Origin of the sequence: Thalassotalea atypica (genome assembly GCF_030295975.1) — a bacterium.
Classification (GTDB): domain Bacteria; phylum Pseudomonadota; class Gammaproteobacteria; order Enterobacterales; family Alteromonadaceae; genus Thalassotalea_F; species Thalassotalea_F atypica.
Window position 1 is genome coordinate 20,676 of record NZ_AP027364.1, and the last position, 21,807, is coordinate 42,482.

At 42.6% G+C, this 21,807-nt stretch carries 17 protein-coding genes, 3 tRNA genes and 3 rRNA genes; 19 read left to right on the forward strand and 4 right to left on the reverse strand.

All coding sequences use genetic code 11. The annotated features are described in order from the left end of the window. Nucleotides 1–77 precede the first annotated feature (77 nt). From QUE03_RS00085 to QUE03_RS00140, 12 genes are all read left to right on the forward strand, one after another. Nucleotides 78–1,229: a LysM peptidoglycan-binding domain-containing protein gene (locus tag QUE03_RS00085; RefSeq protein WP_286263886.1), complete on the forward strand. Its 1,152-nt coding sequence runs from the start codon at nucleotides 78–80 to the stop codon at nucleotides 1,227–1,229. A 140-nt stretch (nucleotides 1,230–1,369) separates the two neighbouring features. Then, the gene (gene dprA / locus QUE03_RS00090) at nucleotides 1,370–2,470 is read left to right on the forward strand and encodes a DNA-processing protein DprA (protein ID WP_286263887.1); all 1,101 of its coding nucleotides are present in this window, start codon (nucleotides 1,370–1,372) and stop codon (nucleotides 2,468–2,470) included. A 2-nt stretch (nucleotides 2,471–2,472) separates the two neighbouring features. Beyond that, nucleotides 2,473–2,949, forward strand: coding sequence for a DUF494 family protein (locus QUE03_RS00095; RefSeq protein ID WP_286263891.1), 477 nt, complete (start codon nucleotides 2,473–2,475; stop codon nucleotides 2,947–2,949). 103 nt (nucleotides 2,950–3,052) lie between these two features. Next, complete coding sequence (locus QUE03_RS00100; RefSeq protein ID WP_286263895.1) at nucleotides 3,053–3,613, forward strand: DNA topoisomerase family protein; 561 nt, start codon at nucleotides 3,053–3,055, stop codon at nucleotides 3,611–3,613. A 149-nt stretch (nucleotides 3,614–3,762) separates the two neighbouring features. Beyond that, entirely contained in the window at nucleotides 3,763–4,245 is a 483-nt protein-coding gene (gene purE, locus QUE03_RS00105; protein WP_286263899.1) for a 5-(carboxyamino)imidazole ribonucleotide mutase, read from the forward strand. Nucleotides 4,246–4,255: 10 nt separating this feature from the next. Further along, nucleotides 4,256–5,395 (forward strand): 5-(carboxyamino)imidazole ribonucleotide synthase, encoded by a 1,140-nt coding sequence (locus QUE03_RS00110; protein WP_286263901.1) that lies wholly within the window; start codon nucleotides 4,256–4,258, stop codon nucleotides 5,393–5,395. 76 nt (nucleotides 5,396–5,471) lie between these two features. After that, nucleotides 5,472–6,032, forward strand: coding sequence for an L-threonylcarbamoyladenylate synthase type 1 TsaC (gene tsaC / locus QUE03_RS00115; RefSeq protein ID WP_434020234.1), 561 nt, complete (start codon nucleotides 5,472–5,474; stop codon nucleotides 6,030–6,032). After that, a complete protein-coding gene (gene hemF, locus QUE03_RS00120) occupies nucleotides 6,029–6,940 on the forward strand; it encodes an oxygen-dependent coproporphyrinogen oxidase (RefSeq protein ID WP_286263902.1) in 912 nt (303 codons plus the stop codon). Before tsaC ends, hemF begins: the two co-directional genes overlap by 4 nt. A gap of 123 nt (nucleotides 6,941–7,063) precedes the next feature. Next, nucleotides 7,064–7,315 (forward strand): diacylglycerol kinase, encoded by a 252-nt coding sequence (locus QUE03_RS00125; RefSeq protein WP_286267935.1) that lies wholly within the window; start codon nucleotides 7,064–7,066, stop codon nucleotides 7,313–7,315. 216 nt (nucleotides 7,316–7,531) lie between these two features. Then, a complete protein-coding gene (locus tag QUE03_RS00130) occupies nucleotides 7,532–8,233 on the forward strand; it encodes an OmpW/AlkL family protein (protein WP_286263905.1) in 702 nt (233 codons plus the stop codon). Nucleotides 8,234–8,350: 117 nt separating this feature from the next. Then, nucleotides 8,351–9,175 (forward strand): shikimate dehydrogenase, encoded by an 825-nt coding sequence (gene aroE / locus QUE03_RS00135; protein WP_286263907.1) that lies wholly within the window; start codon nucleotides 8,351–8,353, stop codon nucleotides 9,173–9,175. After that, the gene (locus QUE03_RS00140) at nucleotides 9,172–9,405 is read left to right on the forward strand and encodes a hypothetical protein (RefSeq protein WP_286263909.1); all 234 of its coding nucleotides are present in this window, start codon (nucleotides 9,172–9,174) and stop codon (nucleotides 9,403–9,405) included. The genes aroE and QUE03_RS00140 overlap by 4 nt, the downstream gene beginning before the upstream one ends. Nucleotide 9,406: 1 nt before the next feature. On the opposite strand, the gene QUE03_RS00145 is transcribed toward QUE03_RS00140, so the two are convergent. Beyond that, a complete protein-coding gene (locus QUE03_RS00145; RefSeq protein ID WP_286263911.1) occupies nucleotides 9,407–9,949 on the reverse strand; it encodes a gamma carbonic anhydrase family protein in 543 nt (180 codons plus the stop codon). Nucleotides 9,950–10,646: 697 nt separating this feature from the next. Between QUE03_RS00145 and QUE03_RS00150 the strand changes: the two genes are divergently transcribed. The 6 genes from QUE03_RS00150 (at nucleotide 10,647) to QUE03_RS00175 (ending at nucleotide 16,152) form a co-directional block, all read left to right on the forward strand. Then, a 16S ribosomal RNA gene (locus QUE03_RS00150) occupies nucleotides 10,647–12,189 on the forward strand. 105 nt (nucleotides 12,190–12,294) lie between these two features. Continuing rightward, nucleotides 12,295–12,370, forward strand: a tRNA-Ala gene (locus QUE03_RS00155). 29 nt (nucleotides 12,371–12,399) lie between these two features. After that, nucleotides 12,400–12,476 (forward strand) — tRNA-Ile (locus tag QUE03_RS00160). Nucleotides 12,477–12,865: 389 nt separating this feature from the next. After that, nucleotides 12,866–15,746, forward strand: a 23S ribosomal RNA gene (locus tag QUE03_RS00165). A 162-nt stretch (nucleotides 15,747–15,908) separates the two neighbouring features. Further along, nucleotides 15,909–16,023 (forward strand): 5S ribosomal RNA (rrf, locus tag QUE03_RS00170). The 16S, 23S and 5S rRNA genes sit together here with 3 tRNA genes alongside, the layout of an rRNA operon. A gap of 44 nt (nucleotides 16,024–16,067) precedes the next feature. Further along, nucleotides 16,068–16,152: transfer RNA gene (locus QUE03_RS00175), tRNA-Tyr, on the forward strand. Nucleotides 16,153–16,246: 94 nt separating this feature from the next. Here the strand turns inward: QUE03_RS00175 and QUE03_RS00180 are convergent. The 3 genes from QUE03_RS00180 to QUE03_RS00190 all read right to left on the reverse strand — a co-directional run bounded on the left by QUE03_RS00180 (nucleotide 16,247) and on the right by QUE03_RS00190 (nucleotide 20,785). Continuing rightward, complete coding sequence (locus tag QUE03_RS00180) at nucleotides 16,247–17,884, reverse strand: response regulator (RefSeq protein ID WP_286263913.1); 1,638 nt, start codon at nucleotides 17,882–17,884, stop codon at nucleotides 16,247–16,249. A 150-nt stretch (nucleotides 17,885–18,034) separates the two neighbouring features. Further along, nucleotides 18,035–19,138: a dipeptidase gene (locus tag QUE03_RS00185; protein WP_286263914.1), complete on the reverse strand. Its 1,104-nt coding sequence runs from the start codon at nucleotides 19,136–19,138 to the stop codon at nucleotides 18,035–18,037. A 15-nt stretch (nucleotides 19,139–19,153) separates the two neighbouring features. Beyond that, nucleotides 19,154–20,785, reverse strand: coding sequence for an amidohydrolase family protein (locus tag QUE03_RS00190; RefSeq protein WP_286263916.1), 1,632 nt, complete (start codon nucleotides 20,783–20,785; stop codon nucleotides 19,154–19,156). Between the two features lie 116 nt (nucleotides 20,786–20,901). Here QUE03_RS00190 and QUE03_RS00195 point away from each other — a divergent pair, with 116 nt between their 5' ends. Beyond that, the gene (locus QUE03_RS00195; protein ID WP_286263918.1) at nucleotides 20,902–21,801 is read left to right on the forward strand and encodes a LysR family transcriptional regulator; all 900 of its coding nucleotides are present in this window, start codon (nucleotides 20,902–20,904) and stop codon (nucleotides 21,799–21,801) included. Nucleotides 21,802–21,807: the final 6 nt, after the last annotated feature.

The following is a 21,807-nucleotide window of genomic DNA, read 5'->3' on the forward strand; positions in this document are numbered from 1 at the left end:
TTATGTTTTAATTTTAGCCATTAAATAACATTAATAATAGTGGTTTAAGGTAATTGTATAAAATGGACAGAAGTAGCATGCTAAAAAAAATTATATTATCGGCTGCATTCTTCGCTTTGCCTTTGATTTCGGTGGCTGATGAACTTCAGTTAAATGACAGAGCACCGGAAACATACATAGTCGAAGAAGGGGATACATTATGGGATATTTCTTCCCTATTCCTTGAACAACCATGGCTATGGCCTCAACTGTGGCGGCTAAATCCTGAAATAAGCAATCCTCACCTTATTTATCCTGGCGATGTATTAAAACTGGTTTATAACGATCAAGGTGAACCACAACTCGTGGTTGAAGAACCTGTAGTCGAAGAAATTATAAAGGAAGCGTATGAGCCACCGGTAGAAATTGTCAGAGAGAAGCCGACGAAAAAAATGTCGCCTGAAGCGCGTAAAGATCTAAAAGAAAATCCAATCAGTACCTTACCTTTGCACGTAATCGCGCCTTATATTCAATATGACAGCTTGCTCACGCAAGAACAAATTGATGATGCACCTTATGTTATTGGTAATGAACATGGCTATAAATCAGGCATCACTAATTTCAAAATTTATGTGACTGATAACTTAGAGTTAGCAAAATCATATGCCATTTATCAAAAAGGTGAACAAGTTTTAGATCCTGAAACAGAGCTACCACTTGGTTACAGCATGAAGCTTACTGGTACGGCACAAGCAGTCCGACTTGGTGATATGGATAATAAGCGTCCGGGAACGTTGCTTGTAAGCTCTTCAACTCGTGAAATTAGAGCTGGCAATATTGTATTGCCCATTAACCAAGGCCAAATGTATCCGTCATTCTTCACTATGCAAAAAGCTGATGACTCGGTTAAAGGTCAGATAATTAAATCTTCAAGTGGTGGTAGAGAGTTTGGTAAATTAGAAGTGGTTATGATCAACCGAGGTAGCGAGCATATGGTCAAAGAAGGGGATGTTTTGAGTTTATTACGCAAAAGCCCCGGTGTTGTGGAAACGATAAATGGCCCACAGTATACTTCTGATGCGTCTCGCTGGAGCAGAATGTCAGCGCAAGAAGGCTCAGCATATGACATGCCTGAAGAACCTTTCGGTCAAATGATGGTCTTTAAGGTTTATGAGAAAGCGAGCATGGCATTGATACTTACATCGAGCCAACCAGCACGACTATTGGATTCAGTCGCATCACCAGAATAAGACATGATAATTGAATTAAAGGCACATTCGATGTTGTAGTCGATGTGTCTTTTTTGATTCAAAAGAAAATAACTAGTCATATAAACTCAATCAGTAAGCGAGTAGGTAGTTAATGTAAATTTATCTTAAGGAGGAGATGAATGAATAGCGACGAAATATGGTATTGGTTGGCACTAAAACAAATCCCAAGGCTTGCTGCTCATAAAAAAGTCGCGTTGGTTGAAAAGATTGGCATCCGTGCCCTATTTACATTACCACAAAAAGAGCTAAAAGAACTTGGGTTAACTTTACTTCAGCAAACCGCAATCTTGCATCCTGACGTACAGAAAATAGATCAAATCATCGCTTCAGCGAAACAGTGCTGTCAGCTCATAACTTACCAAGACGAAGCCTATCCAAGGTTATTGAAACAAATTTATGATCCACCGTTGCTATTATTTTACCGCGGTAATATTTCGTTACTAAAAGAGCGTCAAATAGCTATTGTTGGCAGCAGAAACGCAAGTATCGCAGGGCGTGAGACAGCAAGCTTGATTGCACGAGAGCTCAGCCAACAAAATTTAACGGTAACCAGCGGACTCGCTATTGGAATCGATGGCGCAGCGCATAGAGGAGCACTGGCTGTTTCAGGTAAAACTATAGCTGTTGTCGCCACAGGTTTGGACCGTGTATACCCTTCAAGGCATAGAGCCATGGAGACTGATATTATTAATTTAGGCGGACTTGTCATCAGTGAGTTTCAACCTGGAGTTCAGCCCAAGCCTGGTAATTTTCCAAAAAGAAATCGCTTGATCAGTGGATTAAGTGAAGGTGTAGTGGTTATTGAAGCAGAGATAAAAAGTGGCTCATTAATTACAGCTCGCTGCGCTCTTGAACAGAATAGAGACGTATTTGCCGTGCCGAGCTCGATTAATAACCCTGGCGCCAAAGGTTGCCATCACTTAATCAAACAAGGTGCTAAACTAATAGAATCTGCCGCCGATATATTGGATGAGTTAGATTTTCCTCAAGTCTCCGGTCATATAAATATGAACGAGGAAAAAGGCGAAAAAAATTGTCAACAAGACTTGTTTATCGATCCATTGTTAGCTAGTGTGGGTTATGAAACCACTCCCGTAGATACGGTGGTTTCCCGGAGTAAACTTCCCACAGATGAAGTGTTAACCCGGCTAACGATGCTTGAGCTTAGAGGTCTGGTGTCTGCGGTACCAGGTGGCTATCTTAGATTGAATAGGGGGTAGTTATGTTCGACATTCTTATGTACCTTTTTGAGAATTACATTCACTCAGAAGCTGAGGTCATGGTGGACCACGATGTACTCACCGATGAGTTGACGCGCGCTGGTTTTCATTCGGACGAGATATATAAAGCACTGGCTTGGTTGGAAAAATTAGCTGAGTTGCAAAATACCGACACACATCCATATTTAACCAAAGTTACTGGTACTTCTGTTCGAATATATACCGCGGATGAAATGCAGCGACTCGATCCTGAGTGTCGTGGTTTCCTGATGTTTTTAGAGCAGGTCAATTTATTGGATGTGACCACTCGCGAAATGGTTATTGACCGTGTCATGGAGCTTGAAACCAAAGATTTATATTTAGATGATCTAAAGTGGGTCGTGTTGATGGTCTTGTTTAACGTGCCGGGCCATGAGTCCGCTTATTCGCAAATGGAAGATCTTATTTTTGATGAACAACCTGATGGACCGCTGCACTAGTGGTCCTTGCTTAACCCCAACCTAAAACCATCCCAATAGATTAATCGTTCTCTTTAATTAGAATATTATGGCATAATTACTTAACTTCACTTGAGTATTAACCATGTCTAACGCCGATAAACCTCTGTTTTCACAACACGAACATGCTTTAGAGCAAGCCTATGGTGTTTGTCCTGATTGCGGCTCCGAGCTTGCTATAAAGAATGGTAAAGCAGGTGCGTTTCTAGGTTGTCAAAGTTACCCAACTTGTCAATACACACGTCCAGTGGTAGAGCATGAGCAAGTTGATGACAAAATATTACTCGGCAGCGAGTGCCCTGAGTGTGGTCATGAACTTGCAGTCAAGCAAGGTCGATATGGCATGTTTATTGGTTGTAGTAATTTTCCTGATTGCCACCATATTGAAGATACTAATCCAAAAGAAGATAGTGGCGTTGCGTGCCCAGAATGTAAAAATGGAGAGTTATTCGAAAAAACTAATCGCTACGGCAAAACATTTTACTCATGTGATCGATATCCTAAATGTAAGTATGTTATAAATTACGCACCTGTTGACCAGCCCTGTCCTGTATGTCATTGGCCGATTTTAGTGGAAAGAAAAATGGCCAGTGGATTAGTGTTGATGTGCCCGCAAAAGAAATGTAACCACAAACAAAAACGGTAACAACAAACTAACTTATAATTAATATCGAAAACTCCGTTAAGTTTTAACCATTAGCTAGTTTCTCTCCGCCAAAAAACAAGGTTATAATACGCGCCTCTTAACACTTCAAACGAAGTGATATTAACTTCTTAGATAAAAGGCGTTTAGTCATGACAGTAGGTATTATCATGGGTTCTAAGTCGGATTGGCCGACAATGAAACATGCTACAGATATGTTAGATCTTCTTAATGTTCCCTATGAAACAAAAGTTGTATCGGCGCACAGAACCCCTCATTTACTTGCAGAATATGCAGAAAATGCAAAATCTCGAGGTATTAAGGTAATCGTTGCTGGTGCGGGTGGTGCGGCTCATTTACCAGGCATGGCGGCTGCATTTACAAGTCTTCCAGTACTTGGCGTTCCTGTTCAGTCTAAAGCCTTAAGCGGACAAGACTCTTTATTGTCGATTGTTCAAATGCCAAAAGGTATTGCTGTTGGCACATTGGCAATTGGTACCGCGGGAGCTGCTAATGCGGGGCTACTTGCGGCACAGATCATTGGTACTCATGATGAAACTGTGATGGCTGCAATCGAAAAATTCAGAGCCGAGCAAACTAAGAATATCTTAGATAATCCAGATCCGTCGGTATAGGCGAAAGAAGATGAAGGTTTTAGTTTTAGGCGCTGGTCAACTTGCTAGAATGATGGCATTAGCAAGCAAACCACTCAATATTGATGTTCGAGCTTATGATGTAGGCAGCGGCTTAGTCGTAGATCCGTTATCAACAAGCACGACGTTTGGTGACTTAGCTGATGGTATTGCTTACGCTGATGCAATCACTGCTGAATTTGAGCATATTAATCATGATGTGTTGGATGTGTGTGAAGCATCTGGAAAACTTTATCCTAGTAGCCAAGCCATTAAAGTCGGTGGTGATCGGAGACTGGAAAAAGCACTACTTGAGCAATCGGGTGTGGCTAATGCGAACCACAAAATTGTCAATAATAAAACTGACTTTGATGATGCGATTTCAACGCTAACATTACCGTTAATACTAAAAAGTGCGTTAGCAGGCTACGATGGTAAGGGCCAATGGCGCATGACGGATATTGCACAAGCGGAAGATATTTGGTCAGATATTCAATCATTTATCGAAGGTGATGTGAGCGGTCAACAAGCAATTATTGCTGAGCAAATGGTACCCTTTGATCGAGAAGTCTCAATGGTAGGTGTTCGCAGCAAAAATGGTGAGACATTTGCCTATCCGTTAACGGAAAATCATCACAGTAAAGGTGTGTTAAGTGTTTCATTAGCGGTAAATGAGCATCAAGGATTGCAAGCTCAAGCGTCTGAGGCGTTTGATCAAATCGCTAATGCCTTAGATTACGTTGGCGTACTTGCGATCGAATTTTTCCAAGTGGGAAGTTCATTGCTAGTTAACGAAATTGCGCCACGAGTTCATAACTCGGGTCACTGGACGCAACAAGGTGCTGATACCTGTCAGTTTGAAAATCATGTGCGAGCGGTTTGTCAAAAGCCGCTAGGCTCTACAACACTAGTCAGGCCAACAGCAATGATCAATGTCTTAGGTGTCGACACGGTGCCCGAAAATATACTGTCAATTCCTAGTGTATCAATGCATTGGTATGGTAAAACTCAGCGACCAGGGCGAAAAATGGGCCATATCAATGTATCTGGTCAAGATAAAACAGAATTGTTGCATCGGTTGGCGTTGTTGGCCGATATTTTACCAACAAAAGACTTTCCTGATGTTGCGGATTATATCAACAACTTAAGCTAATGTGGCTTGTTGAATAAATTAGATGGAAATGGCTACTATTGAGGTAGCCATTTTAGTGTTTGAAAATAATAAAGTTATGCAGATGAATAAAAGGCATTCAGCAGTAGATACGTTTCTTCAGGGGGGCATAATCGCTTACCCTACTGAAGCAGTGTTTGGCTTAGGATGTGATCCTGACAATGAAACAGCGCTAAAGAAATTGCTCGAGATAAAGCAGCGACCTAAAGCAAAGGGTTTGATATTGCTTGCAGGACAGTTTGCTCAGTTAGAGCCCTACCTTGATGTCTCGGTACTTAGCGAGCAACAACTGAGTCAAATTAAAAGTCGTTGGCCTAATGGAGTCACTCAAGTTTTACCTGCTGATCCTGCAATATCGCCTTTTTTGACGGGAAATTTTAGAACTATAGCGGTACGAGTGACAGATCAGCAAGATGTAACGGCCTTGTGTGCGCAAACTCAAAAACCAATCGTATCAACAAGTGCTAATTTATCAGGTCTTCAACCCGCTACAACATGGCAAACACTAGACCCAAACCTGTCTGATAAAATTGATTATGTCATCAAGGGCAGCACGTTAAACTATCAACAACCATCAAGAATTATTGATGGCTTGACCGGAAAGGTATTTCGACAATGAGCAACGTTAATATAGAAACAGTCATTGAATTTTTAAAAACTCTTCAAGACGATATTTGCCATGCCTTAGAAACGGAAGATGGTAGCGGTAAATTTGTCGAAGATAATTGGCAAAGACCTGAAGGGGGCGGTGGCCGTACTCGTGTACTGACCAATGGCACCGTTATTGAGCAAGGCGGGGTCAACTTCTCTTTGGTTTCAGGGGATAAATTACCGCCATCCGCTACAGCACATCGCCCTGAATTGGCAGGTAGAAAATGGCAAGCTTGTGGCGTCTCATTGGTTATTCATCCCAAAAACCCCTATATACCAACATCTCATGCTAACGTACGTTTCTTTATTGCTGAAAAAGAAGGTGAGGCGCCAGTATGGTGGTTTGGCGGTGGCTTTGATTTAACTCCTTTCTATCCATTTATTGAAGACGTTAAACATTGGCACCAAACTGCGGCTAATTTATGCCAGCCTTTTGGAGAAAAGGTATATCAAGAGCACAAAAAATGGTGTGACGAGTACTTTTATCTTAAGCATCGTAATGAAACCCGCGGTGTTGGTGGACTATTTTTTGATGATTTAAATCAGTGGGATTTTGAGACCTGCTTAAATTACATTAAAGAGGTTGGGCATGGCTTTATTGATGCTTATGTGCCGATCATGTCAAAAAGAAAAGACACCGAATATGGTGATCGTCAACGACAATTTCAATTGTATCGCCGTGGACGTTACGTAGAATTCAATTTAGTTTTTGATCGCGGTACCTTGTTTGGGTTGCAATCAGGTGGACGCACTGAGTCTATTTTAATGTCGATGCCTCCTTTAGCGCGATGGGAATATAATTTTTCACCTGATGCTTCAAGTGAAGAAGGGTTGTTATCTGAATATCTCGTTCCTAAAAATTGGTTAGCGAACTAAACAGTGAAATAAATCAACCAAGGAGACCTTCAACGTTTCGGTCTAAACCAAAAATAGCTGGTAGTCATTAAGGCAGCATACAAGCATGAAATAGCCTTTAGACAATAGGCTTTCCTTATACTCATTTTATTACCTATATCCTGGTTAATTTCTTCGAGTATTATAGGATTTGCTATTCTAATATCCGCGTTGCTTCTTATTCTCATTATTGAATTGCTCAACAGTGGTGTAGAAGCAGCAATTGATCGTATTGGGTTTGAGCATCATGAGCTTAGTGGCCGAGCGAAAGATCTTGGCTCAGCTGCGGTTCTTGTTTCTATCTTATATTTTCTCATAGTTTGGGATTATAAACTGGTGGTGTATTTCAACGGATAGCATGTTGAAACTAAACTGTAACTGAAGTAAGGAAATACAATACCGCCAACACTTCCAGTAAAATCAAATATATCTGCATCCATATATTGATGCAGATCATGTTTAATTCCGTAAAAAAGATATGGTTAATAGTTAACTGATAGTACTTGAGGTAAATCAAGTTTTACGAAGCCTTACGTGGATAAAATACCCATAAATTATCTAGGGGATTAAACCATGACAAAAAAAATATTAACTTTAGCACTTCTCTCTTCTCTTTCCGTAGCTGCTTTTTCGCAAGGTTATCAAGCTGGAGACATTGTAGTACGCGGCGGTGCGACGTTAATTGATCCAGACAGCGACAAAACAGGTGTCTATGTTGAAGCGCTTGGTGGCGATACACCGCTGACTGTGTCAGTTGATGACAACACACAGTTAGGCCTTAACTTTGTCTATTTTATTGACAATAATTGGGCGGTAGAGTTATTAGCGGCAACGCCTTACACCCATGATGTTAAAATTCAGGATCCACAAGGTATTTCTGAGGGTGTCTTTGGCGTTAATGTTGATGGATTAACTTTAGCTGAAGTAACTCATTTACCACCAACGCTGAGCGCTATTTACTATTTCGACAGTGCTTCAAAGTTTAAACCATACGTCGGTTTAGGTATTAACTACACTATATTCTTTGAAGAGGAATTTAAGTCTGCTCCAAAAAGCCTAGGTTTTAATAGTTTAGATGCTGATACTTCTTTTGGTTTGTCGCCGCAAGTAGGTTTCGATTATGAAATTGACAACAGCTGGCACGTTAACGCATCTGTACGTTATATTGATATCGATACAGATGTAAGCTTCAAAATCGGTGATGACATTAAAGGCTCGGCAGAAATTGATGTTGACCCTATGGTTTATTCCATCATGCTTGGTTATAAGTTTTAATTTATAACGAAAAAGTCTCTCTATACGATAAAAGCAGTCTTTCATGGCTGCTTTTTTTATTTCCTTCTTATAACCTTTGGGCTAGGCTAGGCGAAACTAACCTAACCGCTAACACACATGGATCAATATCGCGTTTTTGGCAATCCGATTGCTCAATCTAAATCTCCATTTATTCACCAACAATTTGCTTTGTCCACTAAGCAAGTGCTTAATTATCGAGCCCAACTTGCACAAGACGATACCTTTTTAGCAGAAGTAGAAAGTTTAATAAAAAATAATGGCAAAGGGGCGAATGTTACGGCACCTTTTAAAGAGTTAGCCTATCAATTGTGCGATCATCTCTCCGAACGGGCGCAAATGGCTGGTGCAGTAAATACCTTACTTTTTAATACGGATGGCATATATGGTGACACCACTGACGGACTGGGGTTAGTGAGTGACTTAAAGCGACATGCCGTAGGGATCTCGGAAAAACGTGTATTACTATTGGGTGCTGGTGGGGCTGCCAAAGGTGTTGTGCAAGCTTTGCTGGATGAAAAGCCGAGCAAATTGGTTATCGCTAACAGAACGCTAAGCAAGGCGGAGACTATAGTCTCTCAATACAATATCGATAACTTTTCGGCCTGTACCTTCGAACAAGCGAATGAGCAAATATTTGATATCATTATTAATGCAACATCAGCGGGTCTTTCTCAGCAAGCGTTGCCCATAGCAGAACATATTATTTCAAAGGCTGGCGCATGCTATGACATGGTATACGGTAAAACGCCGACGCCATTCTTGCAAACAGCAAAGCAGTTGAACGTTAATCATGTCATAGATGGATTAGGCATGTTAGTAGGGCAGGCTGCTGAAAGCTTTATGTTGTGGCGAAATGTTATGCCAGATGTTGAACCTGTATTAAAATTATTAAGGGCTGAAATTAACGGGAATCAATCATGAACCAGTCAATTTTATTCAATGATGACTTAGTATTTGATAAAAGTGCGGATGCTTGGAGCATGACCGCACTAGTGGCAGGGCAATCAGTTAAAGTCTATTTTCATTCATACGGGCTGAAACAACTCGACAAAATAGATACCTGTACTAAGTACGATTTAGAAGAAGTTGTCGAGCTCTGGTTGGAAAAACACGAACCAGAGCAAAATGAGATCCATATAGAAATGAAGTAGGTTAACTATCCATTATTAAATAGTCATTCTTCAAATTAACGTAGTTGTTGGCAGAGTAACTTAGAAAAGATAACTCACTCTCAGTTAACGCTCTTATTTTTTTTGCTGGATTTCCTACATATAAATAGCCACTTTCTAGCGTCTTATTGGGCGGTACTAAAGTACCTGCACCAATAAAGACATCATCTTGAACCACGACGCCATCCATGATGATTGCGCCCATACCAACCAAAATACGATCGCCGAGTGAACACCCGTGAAGCATACATTTATGCCCAACAGTTACATCTTCCCCAATTATAAGTGCATAACCATCAGGGTTTATCTTACTTTTGTGGGTAACATGAAGCACGGTACCGTCTTGAATGTTTGTACGTTTGCCAATCGTAATACTGTTAACATCTCCTCTAGCGGCAACTAGGGGCCAAATACTCACATCATCCCCAACAGTAATATCACCTACGATAACTGAAGACGTATCTATATAGACATCTTTACCTATTTTGGGATAAATGCCTTTGTACGGACGAGTGGTAAGTTTCATATATAAGCCTATAAAAAGAATTAATAAGATTTCCAACAAAATATTAACTTTGTTTTTATATATTTGCCAATATAACAGAAGTTATATAACAATATCGTGACTACGGCTTTAGCAGCTACAACATAGATGCCCAATCGTATTTAGAGATTAAAACAGCACTATCAGCTCAATAAATATAAGGTTTGTATGAAAATGAAACACTTAGAACAAAAAGGCAAATTAATTTAAAATAAAGCTTGATCCTTTCCTAAAAATCCCTAAAATGCGCTCCACTTCTTCGGGACAAGCCCAAGAGGTTGTTTTGAACAGTTTAGTTAAACAATAGTTTGGTTAAGCTCGAAGATAACTTAGAAAAACAAGTTAAATTATTTTTCAAAAAGTTGTTGACATCAAAACTGAGTTGCGTAGAATGCGCATCTCGCTTCGGGACAGGCTACTAGCCAGCTCCAAGCAAACAGTGATAAGCGAATGCGACTTACACTGACTACTTAATCAAGTAGTGTTCTTTAACAATTAGTTATCATGCAATTTGTGTGAGCACTCACATTAGTGTTGATTTTACATAGTCCTTCGGGACAAAAAAAACAGCTTAATGATGAAGTTCACGCAAAACTACTTATGACCTTCGGGTTATAAGAACATATGTTTTAAATGTACAGAATTCATTGAGCCGCATCTTATGATGCACAAACGATTTTAATTGAAGAGTTTGATCATGGCTCAGATTGAACGCTGGCGGCAGGCTTAACACATGCAAGTCGAGCGGAAACGAAAAGTAGCTTGCTACTTTGGCGTCGAGCGGCGGACGGGTGAGTAATGCTTGGGAATATGCCTTATGGTGGGGGACAACAGTTGGAAACGACTGCTAATACCGCATAATGTCTACGGACCAAAGGGGGGGATCTTCGGACCTCTCGCCATTTGATTAGCCCAAGTGAGATTAGCTAGTTGGTAAGGTAAAGGCTTACCAAGGCGACGATCTCTAGCTGGTTTGAGAGGATGATCAGCCACACTGGGACTGAGACACGGCCCAGACTCCTACGGGAGGCAGCAGTGGGGAATATTGCACAATGGGCGAAAGCCTGATGCAGCCATGCCGCGTGTGTGAAGAAGGCCTTCGGGTTGTAAAGCACTTTCAGTCGTGAGGAAAGGTGCTAGTTTAATAAACTAGTACTGTGACGTTAGCGACAGAAGAAGCACCGGCTAACTCCGTGCCAGCAGCCGCGGTAATACGGAGGGTGCGAGCGTTAATCGGAATTACTGGGCGTAAAGCGTGCGTAGGCGGTTTGTTAAGCAAGATGTGAAAGCCCAGGGCTCAACCTTGGAACTGCATTTTGAACTGGCAAACTAGAGTATTGTAGAGGGTGGTGGAATTTCCAGTGTAGCGGTGAAATGCGTAGAGATTGGAAGGAACATCAGTGGCGAAGGCGGCCACCTGGACAAATACTGACGCTGAGGTACGAAAGCGTGGGGAGCGAACAGGATTAGATACCCTGGTAGTCCACGCCGTAAACGATGTCAACTAGCTGTCTGTAGACTTGATCTGTGGGTAGCGTAGCTAACGCGCTAAGTTGACCGCCTGGGGAGTACGGCCGCAAGGTTAAAACTCAAATGAATTGACGGGGGCCCGCACAAGCGGTGGAGCATGTGGTTTAATTCGATGCAACGCGAAGAACCTTACCATCCCTTGACATCCAGAGAATTTACTAGAGATAGTTTAGTGCCTTCGGGAACTCTGAGACAGGTGCTGCATGGCTGTCGTCAGCTCGTGTTGTGAAATGTTGGGTTAAGTCCCGCAACGAGCGCAACCCCTATCCTTATTTGCCAGCGAGTTATGTCGGGAACTTTAAGGAGACTGCCGGTGATAAACCGGAGGAAGGTGGGGACGACGTCAAGTCATCATGGCCCTTACGGGATGGGCTACACACGTGCTACAATGGCGTATACAAAGGGCAGCAAGACCGCGAGGTGGAGCGAATCCCATAAAGTACGTCGTAGTCCGGATCGGAGTCTGCAACTCGACTCCGTGAAGTCGGAATCGCTAGTAATCGTAGATCAGAATGCTACGGTGAATACGTTCCCGGGCCTTGTACACACCGCCCGTCACACCATGGGAGTGGGTTGCAAAAGAAGTAGCTAGTCTAACCTTCGGGAGGACGGTTACCACTTTGTGATTCATGACTGGGGTGAAGTCGTAACAAGGTAACCCTAGGGGAACCTGGGGTTGGATCACCTCCTTATCTTGAAGTAAAACGCCTGATGGAAGCCTTCGGGTTTCATGAGTGTTCACACAAATTGCACTGATAACAAATTAGAAGAAGAAAAGTAAAACCCTAGCATAATAAGGGGCTATAGCTCAGCTGGGAGAGCGCCTGCCTTGCACGCAGGAGGTCAGCAGTTCGATCCTGCTTAGCTCCACCACTTATTGTGTAGTACTTAGGTACTTATGCAGGTCTGTAGCTCAGCTGGTTAGAGCGCACCCCTGATAAGGGTGAGGTCGGCAGTTCAAGTCTGCCCAGACCTACCAATCTTCTTCACAAAGAATTAAATGACCAAATTTAAGCTATCTTTTTTAAGATGATTTAAATTTGGTTTTTTAAACCACGAATTAGCCGAATGCGCGCTAGTTTGAAGCTCTTTAACAATCTGGAAAGCTGATATAAATACCCGGTGTTTATATGGTGTTGAACGTGTCGCGCGTTTCAATACATCAACATATAGATACCAACAGCGAGTGAGATAACCTTATCGTTTATCGAACAAGCTGATTAACTTCTCCTCCTCGGAGAATGTTAATAAAAAATCTAAATCAAGTAACTCATCTACATCGAAAGATGTGAGAGTACGTGAAAATGTCAGGCTGTACGATTAGTTCGGATTAGTCTCCGAACATTCTAAGACTACTTAGGGTTGTATGGTTAAGTGACTAAGCGTATGTGGTGGATGCCTTGGCAGTTAGAGGCGATGAAAGACGTGTTAATCTGCGATAAGCTGAGTTGAGGTGATAAAAACCGTTATAGACTCAGATTTCTGAATGGGGAAACCCAGTGTCATAAGACACTATCACTTAGTGAATACATAGCTAAGTGAGGCGAACCGGGAGAACTGAAACATCTAAGTACCCCGAGGAAAAGAAATCAACCGAGATTTCCTTAGTAGCGGCGAGCGAACGGGAATTAGCCCTTAAGTGGTTTGTAAGTTAGTGGAATAAGCTGGAAAGCTTAGCGATACAGGGTGATAGCCCCGTACACGAAAACAAACTTACCATGAAATCGAGTAGGTCGGCACACGTGAAATGTTGACTGAATATGGGGGGACCATCCTCCAAGGCTAAATACTCCTAACTGACCGATAGTGAACCAGTACCGTGAGGGAAAGGCGAAAAGAACCCCTGTGAGGGGAGTGAAATAGAACCTGAAACCGCATACGTACAAGCAGTGGAAGCCTTCGGGTGACTGCGTACCTTTTGTATAATGGGTCAGCGACTTATTTTTTGTAGCAAGGTTAACCGATTAGGGGAGCCGTAGCGAAAGCGAGTGTTAACTGCGCGTTTAGTTGCAAGGAATAGACCCGAAACCCGGCGATCTACCCATGGGCAGGTTGAAGGTTGAGTAACATCAACTGGAGGACCGAACACACGTATGTTGAAAAATGCGGTGATGACTTGTGGGTCGGAGTGAAAGGCTAATCAAGCCGGGAGATAGCTGGTTCTCCCCGAAATCTATTTAGGTAGAGCCTCGGACGAACACCATCGGGGGTAGAGCACTGTTAAGGCTAGGGGGTCATCCCGACTTACCAACCCTTTGCAAACTCCGAATACCGATGAGTGATATCCGGGAGACACACGGCGGGTGCTAACGTCCGTCGTGAAGAGGGAAACAACCCAGACCGCCAGCTAAGGTCCCAAAGTCATAGTTAAGTGGGAAACGATGTGGAAAGGCCCAGACAGCTAGGAGGTTGGCTTAGAAGCAGCCATCCTTTAAAGAAAGCGTAATAGCTCACTAGTCGAGTCGGTCTGCGCGGAAGATGTAACGGGGCTAAACTATGCACCGAAGCTGCGGATTTAACTTTTAAGTTAAGTGGTAGGGGAGCGTTCTGTAAGCCGTTGAAGGTGAACTGAGAGGTTTGCTGGAGGTATCAGAAGTGCGAATGCTGACATGAGTAACGATAAGGGGAGTGAAAAACTCCCCCGCCGAAAGACCAAGGTTTCCTGTCCCATGTTAATCAGGGCAGGGTAAGTCGGCCCCTAAGGCGAGGCGGAAACGCGTAGTCGATGGGAAACAGATTAATATTTCTGTACTTCTATATATTGCGAAGGAGGGACGGAGTAGGCTAGGTGAGCACGGCGTTGGTAGTCCGTGTGAAAGTATGTAGGCTGAAGACTTAGGTAAATCCGGGTCTTCTTAAGGCTGAGATACGAGACGAGAACCCAAGGGTTTGAAGTCATTGATGCCATGCTTCCAGGAAAAGCTTCTAAGCTTCAGATATATAGGAACCGTACCCCAAACCGACACAGGTGGTTAGGTAGAGAATACTAAGGCGCTTGAGAGAACTCGGGTGAAGGAACTAGGCAAAATAGTACCGTAACTTCGGGAGAAGGTACGCTCTCTAGTGTGAATCCCTTGCGGAGTAAGCACAGGAGAGTCGAAGTAACCAGGTGGCTGGAACTGTTTATTAAAAACACAGCACTGTGCAAAATCGAAAGATGACGTATACGGTGTGACGCCTGCCCGGTGCCGGAAGGTTAATTGATTGGGTTAGCTCTGCGAAGCTCATGATCGAAGCCCCGGTAAACGGCGGCCGTAACTATAACGGTCCTAAGGTAGCGAAATTCCTTGTCGGGTAAGTTCCGACCTGCACGAATGGCGTAATCATGGCCACACTGTCTCCACCCGAGACTCAGTGAAATTGAATTTGCGGTTAAGATGCCGTATACCCGCGGCTAGACGGAAAGACCCCGTGAACCTTTACTATAGCTTGACAGTGAACATTGCTCCTACATGTGTAGGATAGGTGGGAGGCTTTGAAACCGCGTCGCTAGATGTGGTGGAGCCAATCTTGAAATACCACCCTTGTATGCGTGATGTTCTAACCTAGGGCCCTAATCGGGCTTGGGGACACTGTCTGGTGGGTAGTTTGACTGGGGCGGTCTCCTCCTAAAGAGTAACGGAGGAGCACGAAGGTTGGCTAAGTACGGTCGGACATCGTACGGTTAGTGCAATGGCATAAGCCAGCTTAACTGCGAGACAGACACGTCGAGCAGGTGCGAAAGCAGGTCATAGTGATCCGGTGGTTCTGTATGGAAGGGCCATCGCTCAACGGATAAAAGGTACTCCGGGGATAACAGGCTGATACCGCCCAAGAGTTCATATCGACGGCGGTGTTTGGCACCTCGATGTCGGCTCATCACATCCTGGGGCTGAAGTCGGTCCCAAGGGTATGGCTGTTCGCCATTTAAAGTGGTACGCGAGCTGGGTTTAGAACGTCGTGAGACAGTTCGGTCCCTATCTGCCGTGGGCGTTTGAGAATTGAAGAGGGCTGCTCCTAGTACGAGAGGACCGGAGTGGACGAACCTCTGGTGTTCGGGTTGTCATGCCAATGGCATTGCCCGGTAGCTACGTTCGGAACTGATAACCGCTGAAAGCATCTAAGCGGGAAGCAGGCTTTGAGATGAGTTCTCACTGGGACTTTAAGTCCCCTAAAGGGTCGTTGGAGACTACAACGTTGATAGGTCAGGTGTGTAAGGGTTGTGAGGCCTTGAGCTAACTGATACTAATTGCCCGTGAGGCTTAACCATACAACACCCAAGTGGTTTTGTGTGTCTGACATGAATAAAAGTCACGTACTCGTGTTACTGATTAGATTTAGATAAGTATTTACATCGCTCACTGACATCCATGTCATTGCGGTATTAGTGCATTCGTGCACGTCATCAGCTTTCAAGATTGTAGTTTTTTTGCTTGACGACAATAGCGTTGTAGAACCACCTGATCCCATGCCGAACTCAGAAGTGAAATGCAATAGCGCCGATGGTAGTGTGGGAGTTCCCATGTGAGAGTAGGACATTGTCAAGCTTCTATTTAAAGCCTAGCAGTACCATGCTAGGCTTACCCTATTTGGAGGGGTTCCCGAGTGGCCAAAGGGATCAGACTGTAAATCTGACGGCTCCGCCTTCGGTGGTTCGAATCCACCTCCCTCCACCATATAAAATAAACCGTCCTATTCAGGACGGTTTTTTTATATCTTTAGAAAGGTAATAGATAAGACAAAATTATCTACGGCGTTATCTCTTTTATCTCAGGAATTAATTAATTTACTAAGTCGTTGAAACTTAAGTTCTAAAGCCTTCTGACGTTGAAATGCGCCATTTCCGGTGGATAATCCGTCAATTCTATTAAGTAAAGCTCCCGCTTTTCTCATTAACGATACTTTTGATGTATCCTGTTCGAAATAAGTCAGCAACACTTGGATTAAGTTTAATTGAATGCCTAAATGTTGTGGGTATAGCTTTCTCACTTCCTCTAACTTTATAATAGACTTGTTGTATTCCTGATTATGATAAAACGTTAGTGCACGATCTAACGCTGCTTGGGCTTCTTTTTGCGCTCTATTTTCGTGGTTCTCATCGACGAGCTTATCTATTTCAGTCATCAAACCTGGTCTATCATGGTGATTTTGCACAATATCATTAATTAAGGTATTGGCTGGTGGTCGTCTATCAAGGTGTATCAATAATTTGGCTATCTCAATACCATCTTCTGGTTTCAAGTCATTTTGTGTTTTATTAAGTAGCTTTTCAGTAGATTCCAATAGCTTATTGGCAAAGTCGACTTCGTTGGTTTTTCTCATCAAATCGACAGTAAGCAATTGAGATTGCAACCGAGTAGGCATCTTGTCAAAAGTCTTCACGGTTTCTGCCAACGCAGAAAATACTTTATTTTTAAGAGTCTTTCTTTGAAAATCAGTTAGATCATGAGAGTACTCTGTTGCCGCATAAGCAAATTTCAGTGCATTTTCGGGTTTATGATGAATAGAGTTGTACGATAACAGATAATTTTGTTCGAATGCCGAGGTTGCTTTGTCAAAATGACCGTTCTTTAGGCATAAGTTTGCGTAGCGTTGAACGCGTTTAACGGACAGGGGACTGATAGTTATAGCTTCTTCAAGTGTTTCTTCTGCGGCAATAAATTGCAGAATTTCTTCTTGTGCTGTAGCGAGCCAGTCATATGAACTTAAATAAATCGGGTACTTGCGTTTTAGTTGGGAAAAATACTCAATTGCAACAAGTGGTTTGTTCTTCTTAAGGGCTATTTTCCCTAATCCCATTGTCGCCCATTGACAGTTAGAAATGTTTCGATGAGCCCGATAAATGTCGGTGGCTATATCGTATTGTTCTAAATTAAAATGTTGCCGTGATTTTATGCCGTAGCACTCTGTTGTATATGGAGAGCCATCTTGTATAGCCTGATCACACAACTTTATTACCTGATCCGATTGTTCTTCATCTAATGCGGTGTAGATGTCAGACATTATTTTTCTTTTAACAAAACATCGATGTAGTCGTTTTGACAGCTCCCTGATTGTATAAGGCTTAGTTAGGTAATCGTCCGGTTTGTGTTCTAGTGCTGCCAAAACCATAGCCTGAGACAATTCACCGGTAACTAGAATGACAATTGTATTGCGATTGATTAGTTTTTCTGACCGTAGCTCTTCAAGAAGTTGTTGACCATTTTTTTGTTTTTCGCCCAAGTCGTATCCAAGCAGTATGATGTCGAAGTTCTGCTCTGCACATTTAGTGAGCACATCACTTGCGTAGGAGCTGGCCTGGACGTCGGCTGGATTAAGATTGAATGCAAGGTTCTTAAGAATATCTCTAGAAGGCTTAAGACTATCAACGATCAGGAATCGTTTATCTCTATAATCTATCGCTGTCATATCACTCCTTGCGTCTGTTCTGACAAGATGGCTAAAATTCTTGCTAGATAATCATACTATGACATGAATAAGCATGTATGTGGTATGAGAATTATACAAATATTGGCTAAACATGCATCGTGAGATTGTGATGGATGTTTAGTTAGTGACTTACCAAACTTGTTTGTATAAGTTGAACAGGTTTAATCCAAGAACTTTTTCAATCGTTGACGAGCTATGTCCTCGTTTTTGCATATGAAAAGCAATGAGCTCCATACGCCGTTCCGAGTTTAATTCAGGGACAAAAGGAGGGCGGTTAGGTGTTTCTCCTGGTGCTGATATGCCTTTTGCCATTCTTATCTCGACGTCTTTTCTGATCATTTCTCTATACTTGGGGCCATCTTTAACGGGGATGACTCCTTGATCACTGCCTATGGCTACATGATCTTCGCCACATAGATTAATAGCATAATCGAGATGCTTCATTACAGATTCTGCGGTTATCACGCCATTCCCCCCTTCTAAAAATGGCATTAGATAAATACCAACAACACCACCTTTATTGGCAACGGCTCTTAATTCCTGATCGTCATTATTTCTTGGGTGTCTGTAAATGCTATTGCAGCCCGTGTGCGAAATGGTTAATGGACGCGTTGATGCAGCGACCGCGTCGGCTACAGTTTGTTGCCCCGAGTGAGATAGATCAACGAGTACCTTATTTGCCTCTATCTCTGCTAGTGCGTTGATGCCAAGAGTTGTCAGGCCATTATTTCTTTTTACCAGTCCTCCATCACCAAATTGACTTTTATTGTTGTAAGTCATTTGCATGTAGCGAACGCCATTATCGGCAAAATACTTAATGCGGGTTAAATCATCAGCGAACATTTCTGTCGATTGAAATCCAAGAATAACGCCAACTTGTTTTTCTTTTTTGGCCACTAGGATGTCATCAGTTGAAGTGATAAGACTTAGTGCTGAAGGATATTTACTCACGACTCTTTTAGTCAGCTCGATGCGCTTCTTTGTTTGCTCAAAATTCATACCCGGATAAGGAACGGTTGCATTGATCGCAGTGATTCCTGAATTTTTAATTGTTGCGAGTTGACTAGCAGTTAAAGTCTCAGTTTTGCCACTAAATATGCCGCTAAGCCCATCTATGACAATAGCCTTATTATAGTTTGCCCAAGAAAGACTTTTCCCATAGGTGGTTGTGCTTGGTAGTACGATAAGAGCGGCATTAGCTGCTGCAAATTGCAAAAATGTTCTTCTTTGCATGTTATTGCGTCCTTGTTAATAATGAGCTAAACATTCGATTTCTACTTTCGCATCAAGGGCCAATCCAGCGGCGGCAAAAGCGCTTCTTGTTGGCAGTGCCCCAGTAAAGTACGACTTGTAAGTATTGCTTGCCTTTGCCCATTCGTTAATATCAGCAAGCATCATTGTACATTTTGTGACATCCCCATAACTCAAACCGTGCTCTTGTAGAACTATTCCAATGTTCTCCATGGTTTGACGTACTTGTCCTTCAATCGTTGAAGAAGCTAATGCCATTGTCGATGGTAGGTTACCAATTTGTCCTGACATCCATAATGTATTTCCGACTTTTTTGGCACTGCTAAACGGAAGTTCTGGATTGTCACCACGATAAATAAATTTTCCATTTTTCATAACATGTTTCACGCTGCTGATGTCTGCAATACTTTGCGTTGGGTCAGCGCTAAAGACGATCAAATTTGCTTTCTTACCTGCATTAATACTGCCGATATTGTTTGCTTGGCCAATAACTTTTGCATTGTTTATTGTTGCTGCCTGTAAAGCTTGGATAGGGCTTAGCCCCCCGTCGTAAACAAGCAAACTAAGCTCTTTATACAACTGCACTTCAGTATCGCTAAACGCATCGGTTCCCGCAGAGATTGTAACGCCTTTTTGGTGGGCGAGCTGTGTCAACATTTTGGTATGCCGATAGCGCTTTTGGGTATTTTCATTGAGTTGTTTGCGACTTTCAAACACAGTCATCGTGGCATCCAGTATCGTGTTATGCTCTAGCATTAAGTCAAAAACGCCACCATAAGAGTCAGGGTTATACGAGGCATTTTCTTGTGTTGGGTCTGGCGCAATGTTTTGTCGGCGCCATTTGGCATAATTTTCAATAATCTCTGCTGAAAAGTCCGGTACATGAGATAAGGTCTCTACACCGCCCATAATGGCTTCACTCGGTGTCGTAGGGCCGATATAGACATGAGACCACACTTTTAATCCGTGCTTTTGGGCTGCGTTTGATAATTTGGGAATCAGATTTTTAGGCACTTTTGCATAAATTTTAATGCCAGTTGCGCCGGTACCAAGCGCTTTTAACATAACGTGGTCTAAATTCGTTTTCTCTGTAATGGATGCCATCCAAGGAACTTGACCCGATTTTTGCCCTTTAGCAGAAGAAACAGTACGCGGATCGGCAAAGAACTCTGGGCCACCGACAATGACGGAATAATAAATATCAGGAGATTGAATTTGATCGAGCATCGCATCTCTGGCTAAGCTAGACAATACGCGGTTGTCGCCCCCCATGTCGCGAACAGAAGTAACACCACCTCGTAATAGGGTTCTTAATCGTTGCTCGGTGATTTTTCGATTGTCCCAATCATCAGGATCTGTTGCGTGATGAACATGTCCGTCAATCAGTCCCGGAGCCATATACTTACCTGACATATCTATCGATATAGTGTTTTTGTCTATATCGACATCATCTGCATTGCCCACTTTGTGAATACGATCGTTTTTGATGACCACGGTCTGATTCTTTTTCACCGCAAGGGCTATTACATCAATGACGTTCACATGCTTAAGTGCAATGTTTTGACCGAACACTGGTTGAGTAAACAGCAAAGGTATGGCGAGTGAACTTATTTGCAATAGAGCTTTCATCTACAGATCCTTGAGACAACTTTATGATTTAATCATATTATTCTGGTCGTTAATGTTATTGTTTACTAGTGCATTTAAGTTTATGGTCTATCTACAATTAGTTTGTAATAGTAACGATGAATCAACTAGAAGCATTAAGAGCATTTTGTGCGGTATGCCAGCATGGCTCGTTTGCTGGGGCCGCTAAAGATCTGGGCGTGTCACCAACAATGGTCAGTCGCTATGTTAAACAACTAGAAAATCAACTCGGCTGTTTATTGCTTAAACGAAACACACGAAAAGTTCATATCACTCAAGCGGGTTTAAGTTATGTGCGAAGCATAACTCCTGTGATCAGTGAGCTTGAGCAGATAAACAGCCGTATGTTGCAATTTAACCAGCAACCTAAGGGGAAGTTAACGGTGTCGGCGAGCCTAGAGTTTGGCGGACAATACTTAGCGCCCGTTATTTCACAGTATCGACAGCGTTACCCAGAAGTAGAAATAAACGTTGATCTGTCCAATCAACCTGAAGATGTATGGGTAGACAAAATAGATATTGCCCTAAGGGTCGCCCCTCAACTACCGAGCGCAAGCTTTATTGCTCGACCTATCTGTCAGTCAAGGCTGGCTTTATGGGCCAGTCCTGATTACATCACGAGTTCAGGTTGTCCTGAGCAGCTGGAAGATTTACGCCAGCATCAACTGTTGTTTTTCAGTCATAGTATTCGTTCAGATCAATGGATATTTAACGATAAAGGGCAAACGCTTGAAATGAAATTACCGTGGGCTTGGCAAAGCAATAATGGTCGGTTATTAAATGAAGCGGCAGTATTAGGGCAAGGTATTATACAAGCGCCGAGCTATTCTGTTGCTCAATATGTAAAAAAAGGAGAACTTGTCGAGATAATGCCACAACACAGTATCGACAAGCTGACAATATCGGCAGTTTACCCTCACAGCTATGAGTTTTCCATTAGCATTAAAACTTTTATTGAAGAACTAAAAGTCTATTTCAGCGAACATGAAATAGACTAATACTTT

Bases quoted from the DNA above. Each gene is read 5' to 3' on its own strand.
- QUE03_RS00085 (WP_286263886.1), top strand. From the start codon at position 78: ATGCTAAAAAAAATTATATTATCGGCTGCATTCTTCGCTTTGCCTTTG.
- dprA (WP_286263887.1), top strand. From the start codon at position 1,370: ATGAATAGCGACGAAATATGGTATTGGTTGGCACTAAAACAAATCCCA.
- QUE03_RS00095 (WP_286263891.1), top strand. From the start codon at position 2,473: ATGTTCGACATTCTTATGTACCTTTTTGAGAATTACATTCACTCAGAA.
- QUE03_RS00100 (WP_286263895.1), top strand. From the start codon at position 3,053: ATGTCTAACGCCGATAAACCTCTGTTTTCACAACACGAACATGCTTTA.
- purE (WP_286263899.1), top strand. From the start codon at position 3,763: ATGACAGTAGGTATTATCATGGGTTCTAAGTCGGATTGGCCGACAATG.
- QUE03_RS00110 (WP_286263901.1), top strand. From the start codon at position 4,256: ATGAAGGTTTTAGTTTTAGGCGCTGGTCAACTTGCTAGAATGATGGCA.
- tsaC (WP_434020234.1), top strand. From the start codon at position 5,472: ATGCAGATGAATAAAAGGCATTCAGCAGTAGATACGTTTCTTCAGGGG.
- hemF (WP_286263902.1), top strand. From the start codon at position 6,029: ATGAGCAACGTTAATATAGAAACAGTCATTGAATTTTTAAAAACTCTT.
- QUE03_RS00130 (WP_286263905.1), top strand. From the start codon at position 7,532: ATGACAAAAAAAATATTAACTTTAGCACTTCTCTCTTCTCTTTCCGTA.
- aroE (WP_286263907.1), top strand. From the start codon at position 8,351: ATGGATCAATATCGCGTTTTTGGCAATCCGATTGCTCAATCTAAATCT.
- QUE03_RS00140 (WP_286263909.1), top strand. From the start codon at position 9,172: ATGAACCAGTCAATTTTATTCAATGATGACTTAGTATTTGATAAAAGT.
- QUE03_RS00145 (WP_286263911.1), bottom strand. From the start codon at position 9,949: ATGAAACTTACCACTCGTCCGTACAAAGGCATTTATCCCAAAATAGGT.
- QUE03_RS00180 (WP_286263913.1), bottom strand. From the start codon at position 17,884: ATGACAGCGATAGATTATAGAGATAAACGATTCCTGATCGTTGATAGT.
- QUE03_RS00185 (WP_286263914.1), bottom strand. From the start codon at position 19,138: ATGCAAAGAAGAACATTTTTGCAATTTGCAGCAGCTAATGCCGCTCTT.
- QUE03_RS00190 (WP_286263916.1), bottom strand. From the start codon at position 20,785: ATGAAAGCTCTATTGCAAATAAGTTCACTCGCCATACCTTTGCTGTTT.
- QUE03_RS00195 (WP_286263918.1), top strand. From the start codon at position 20,902: ATGAATCAACTAGAAGCATTAAGAGCATTTTGTGCGGTATGCCAGCAT.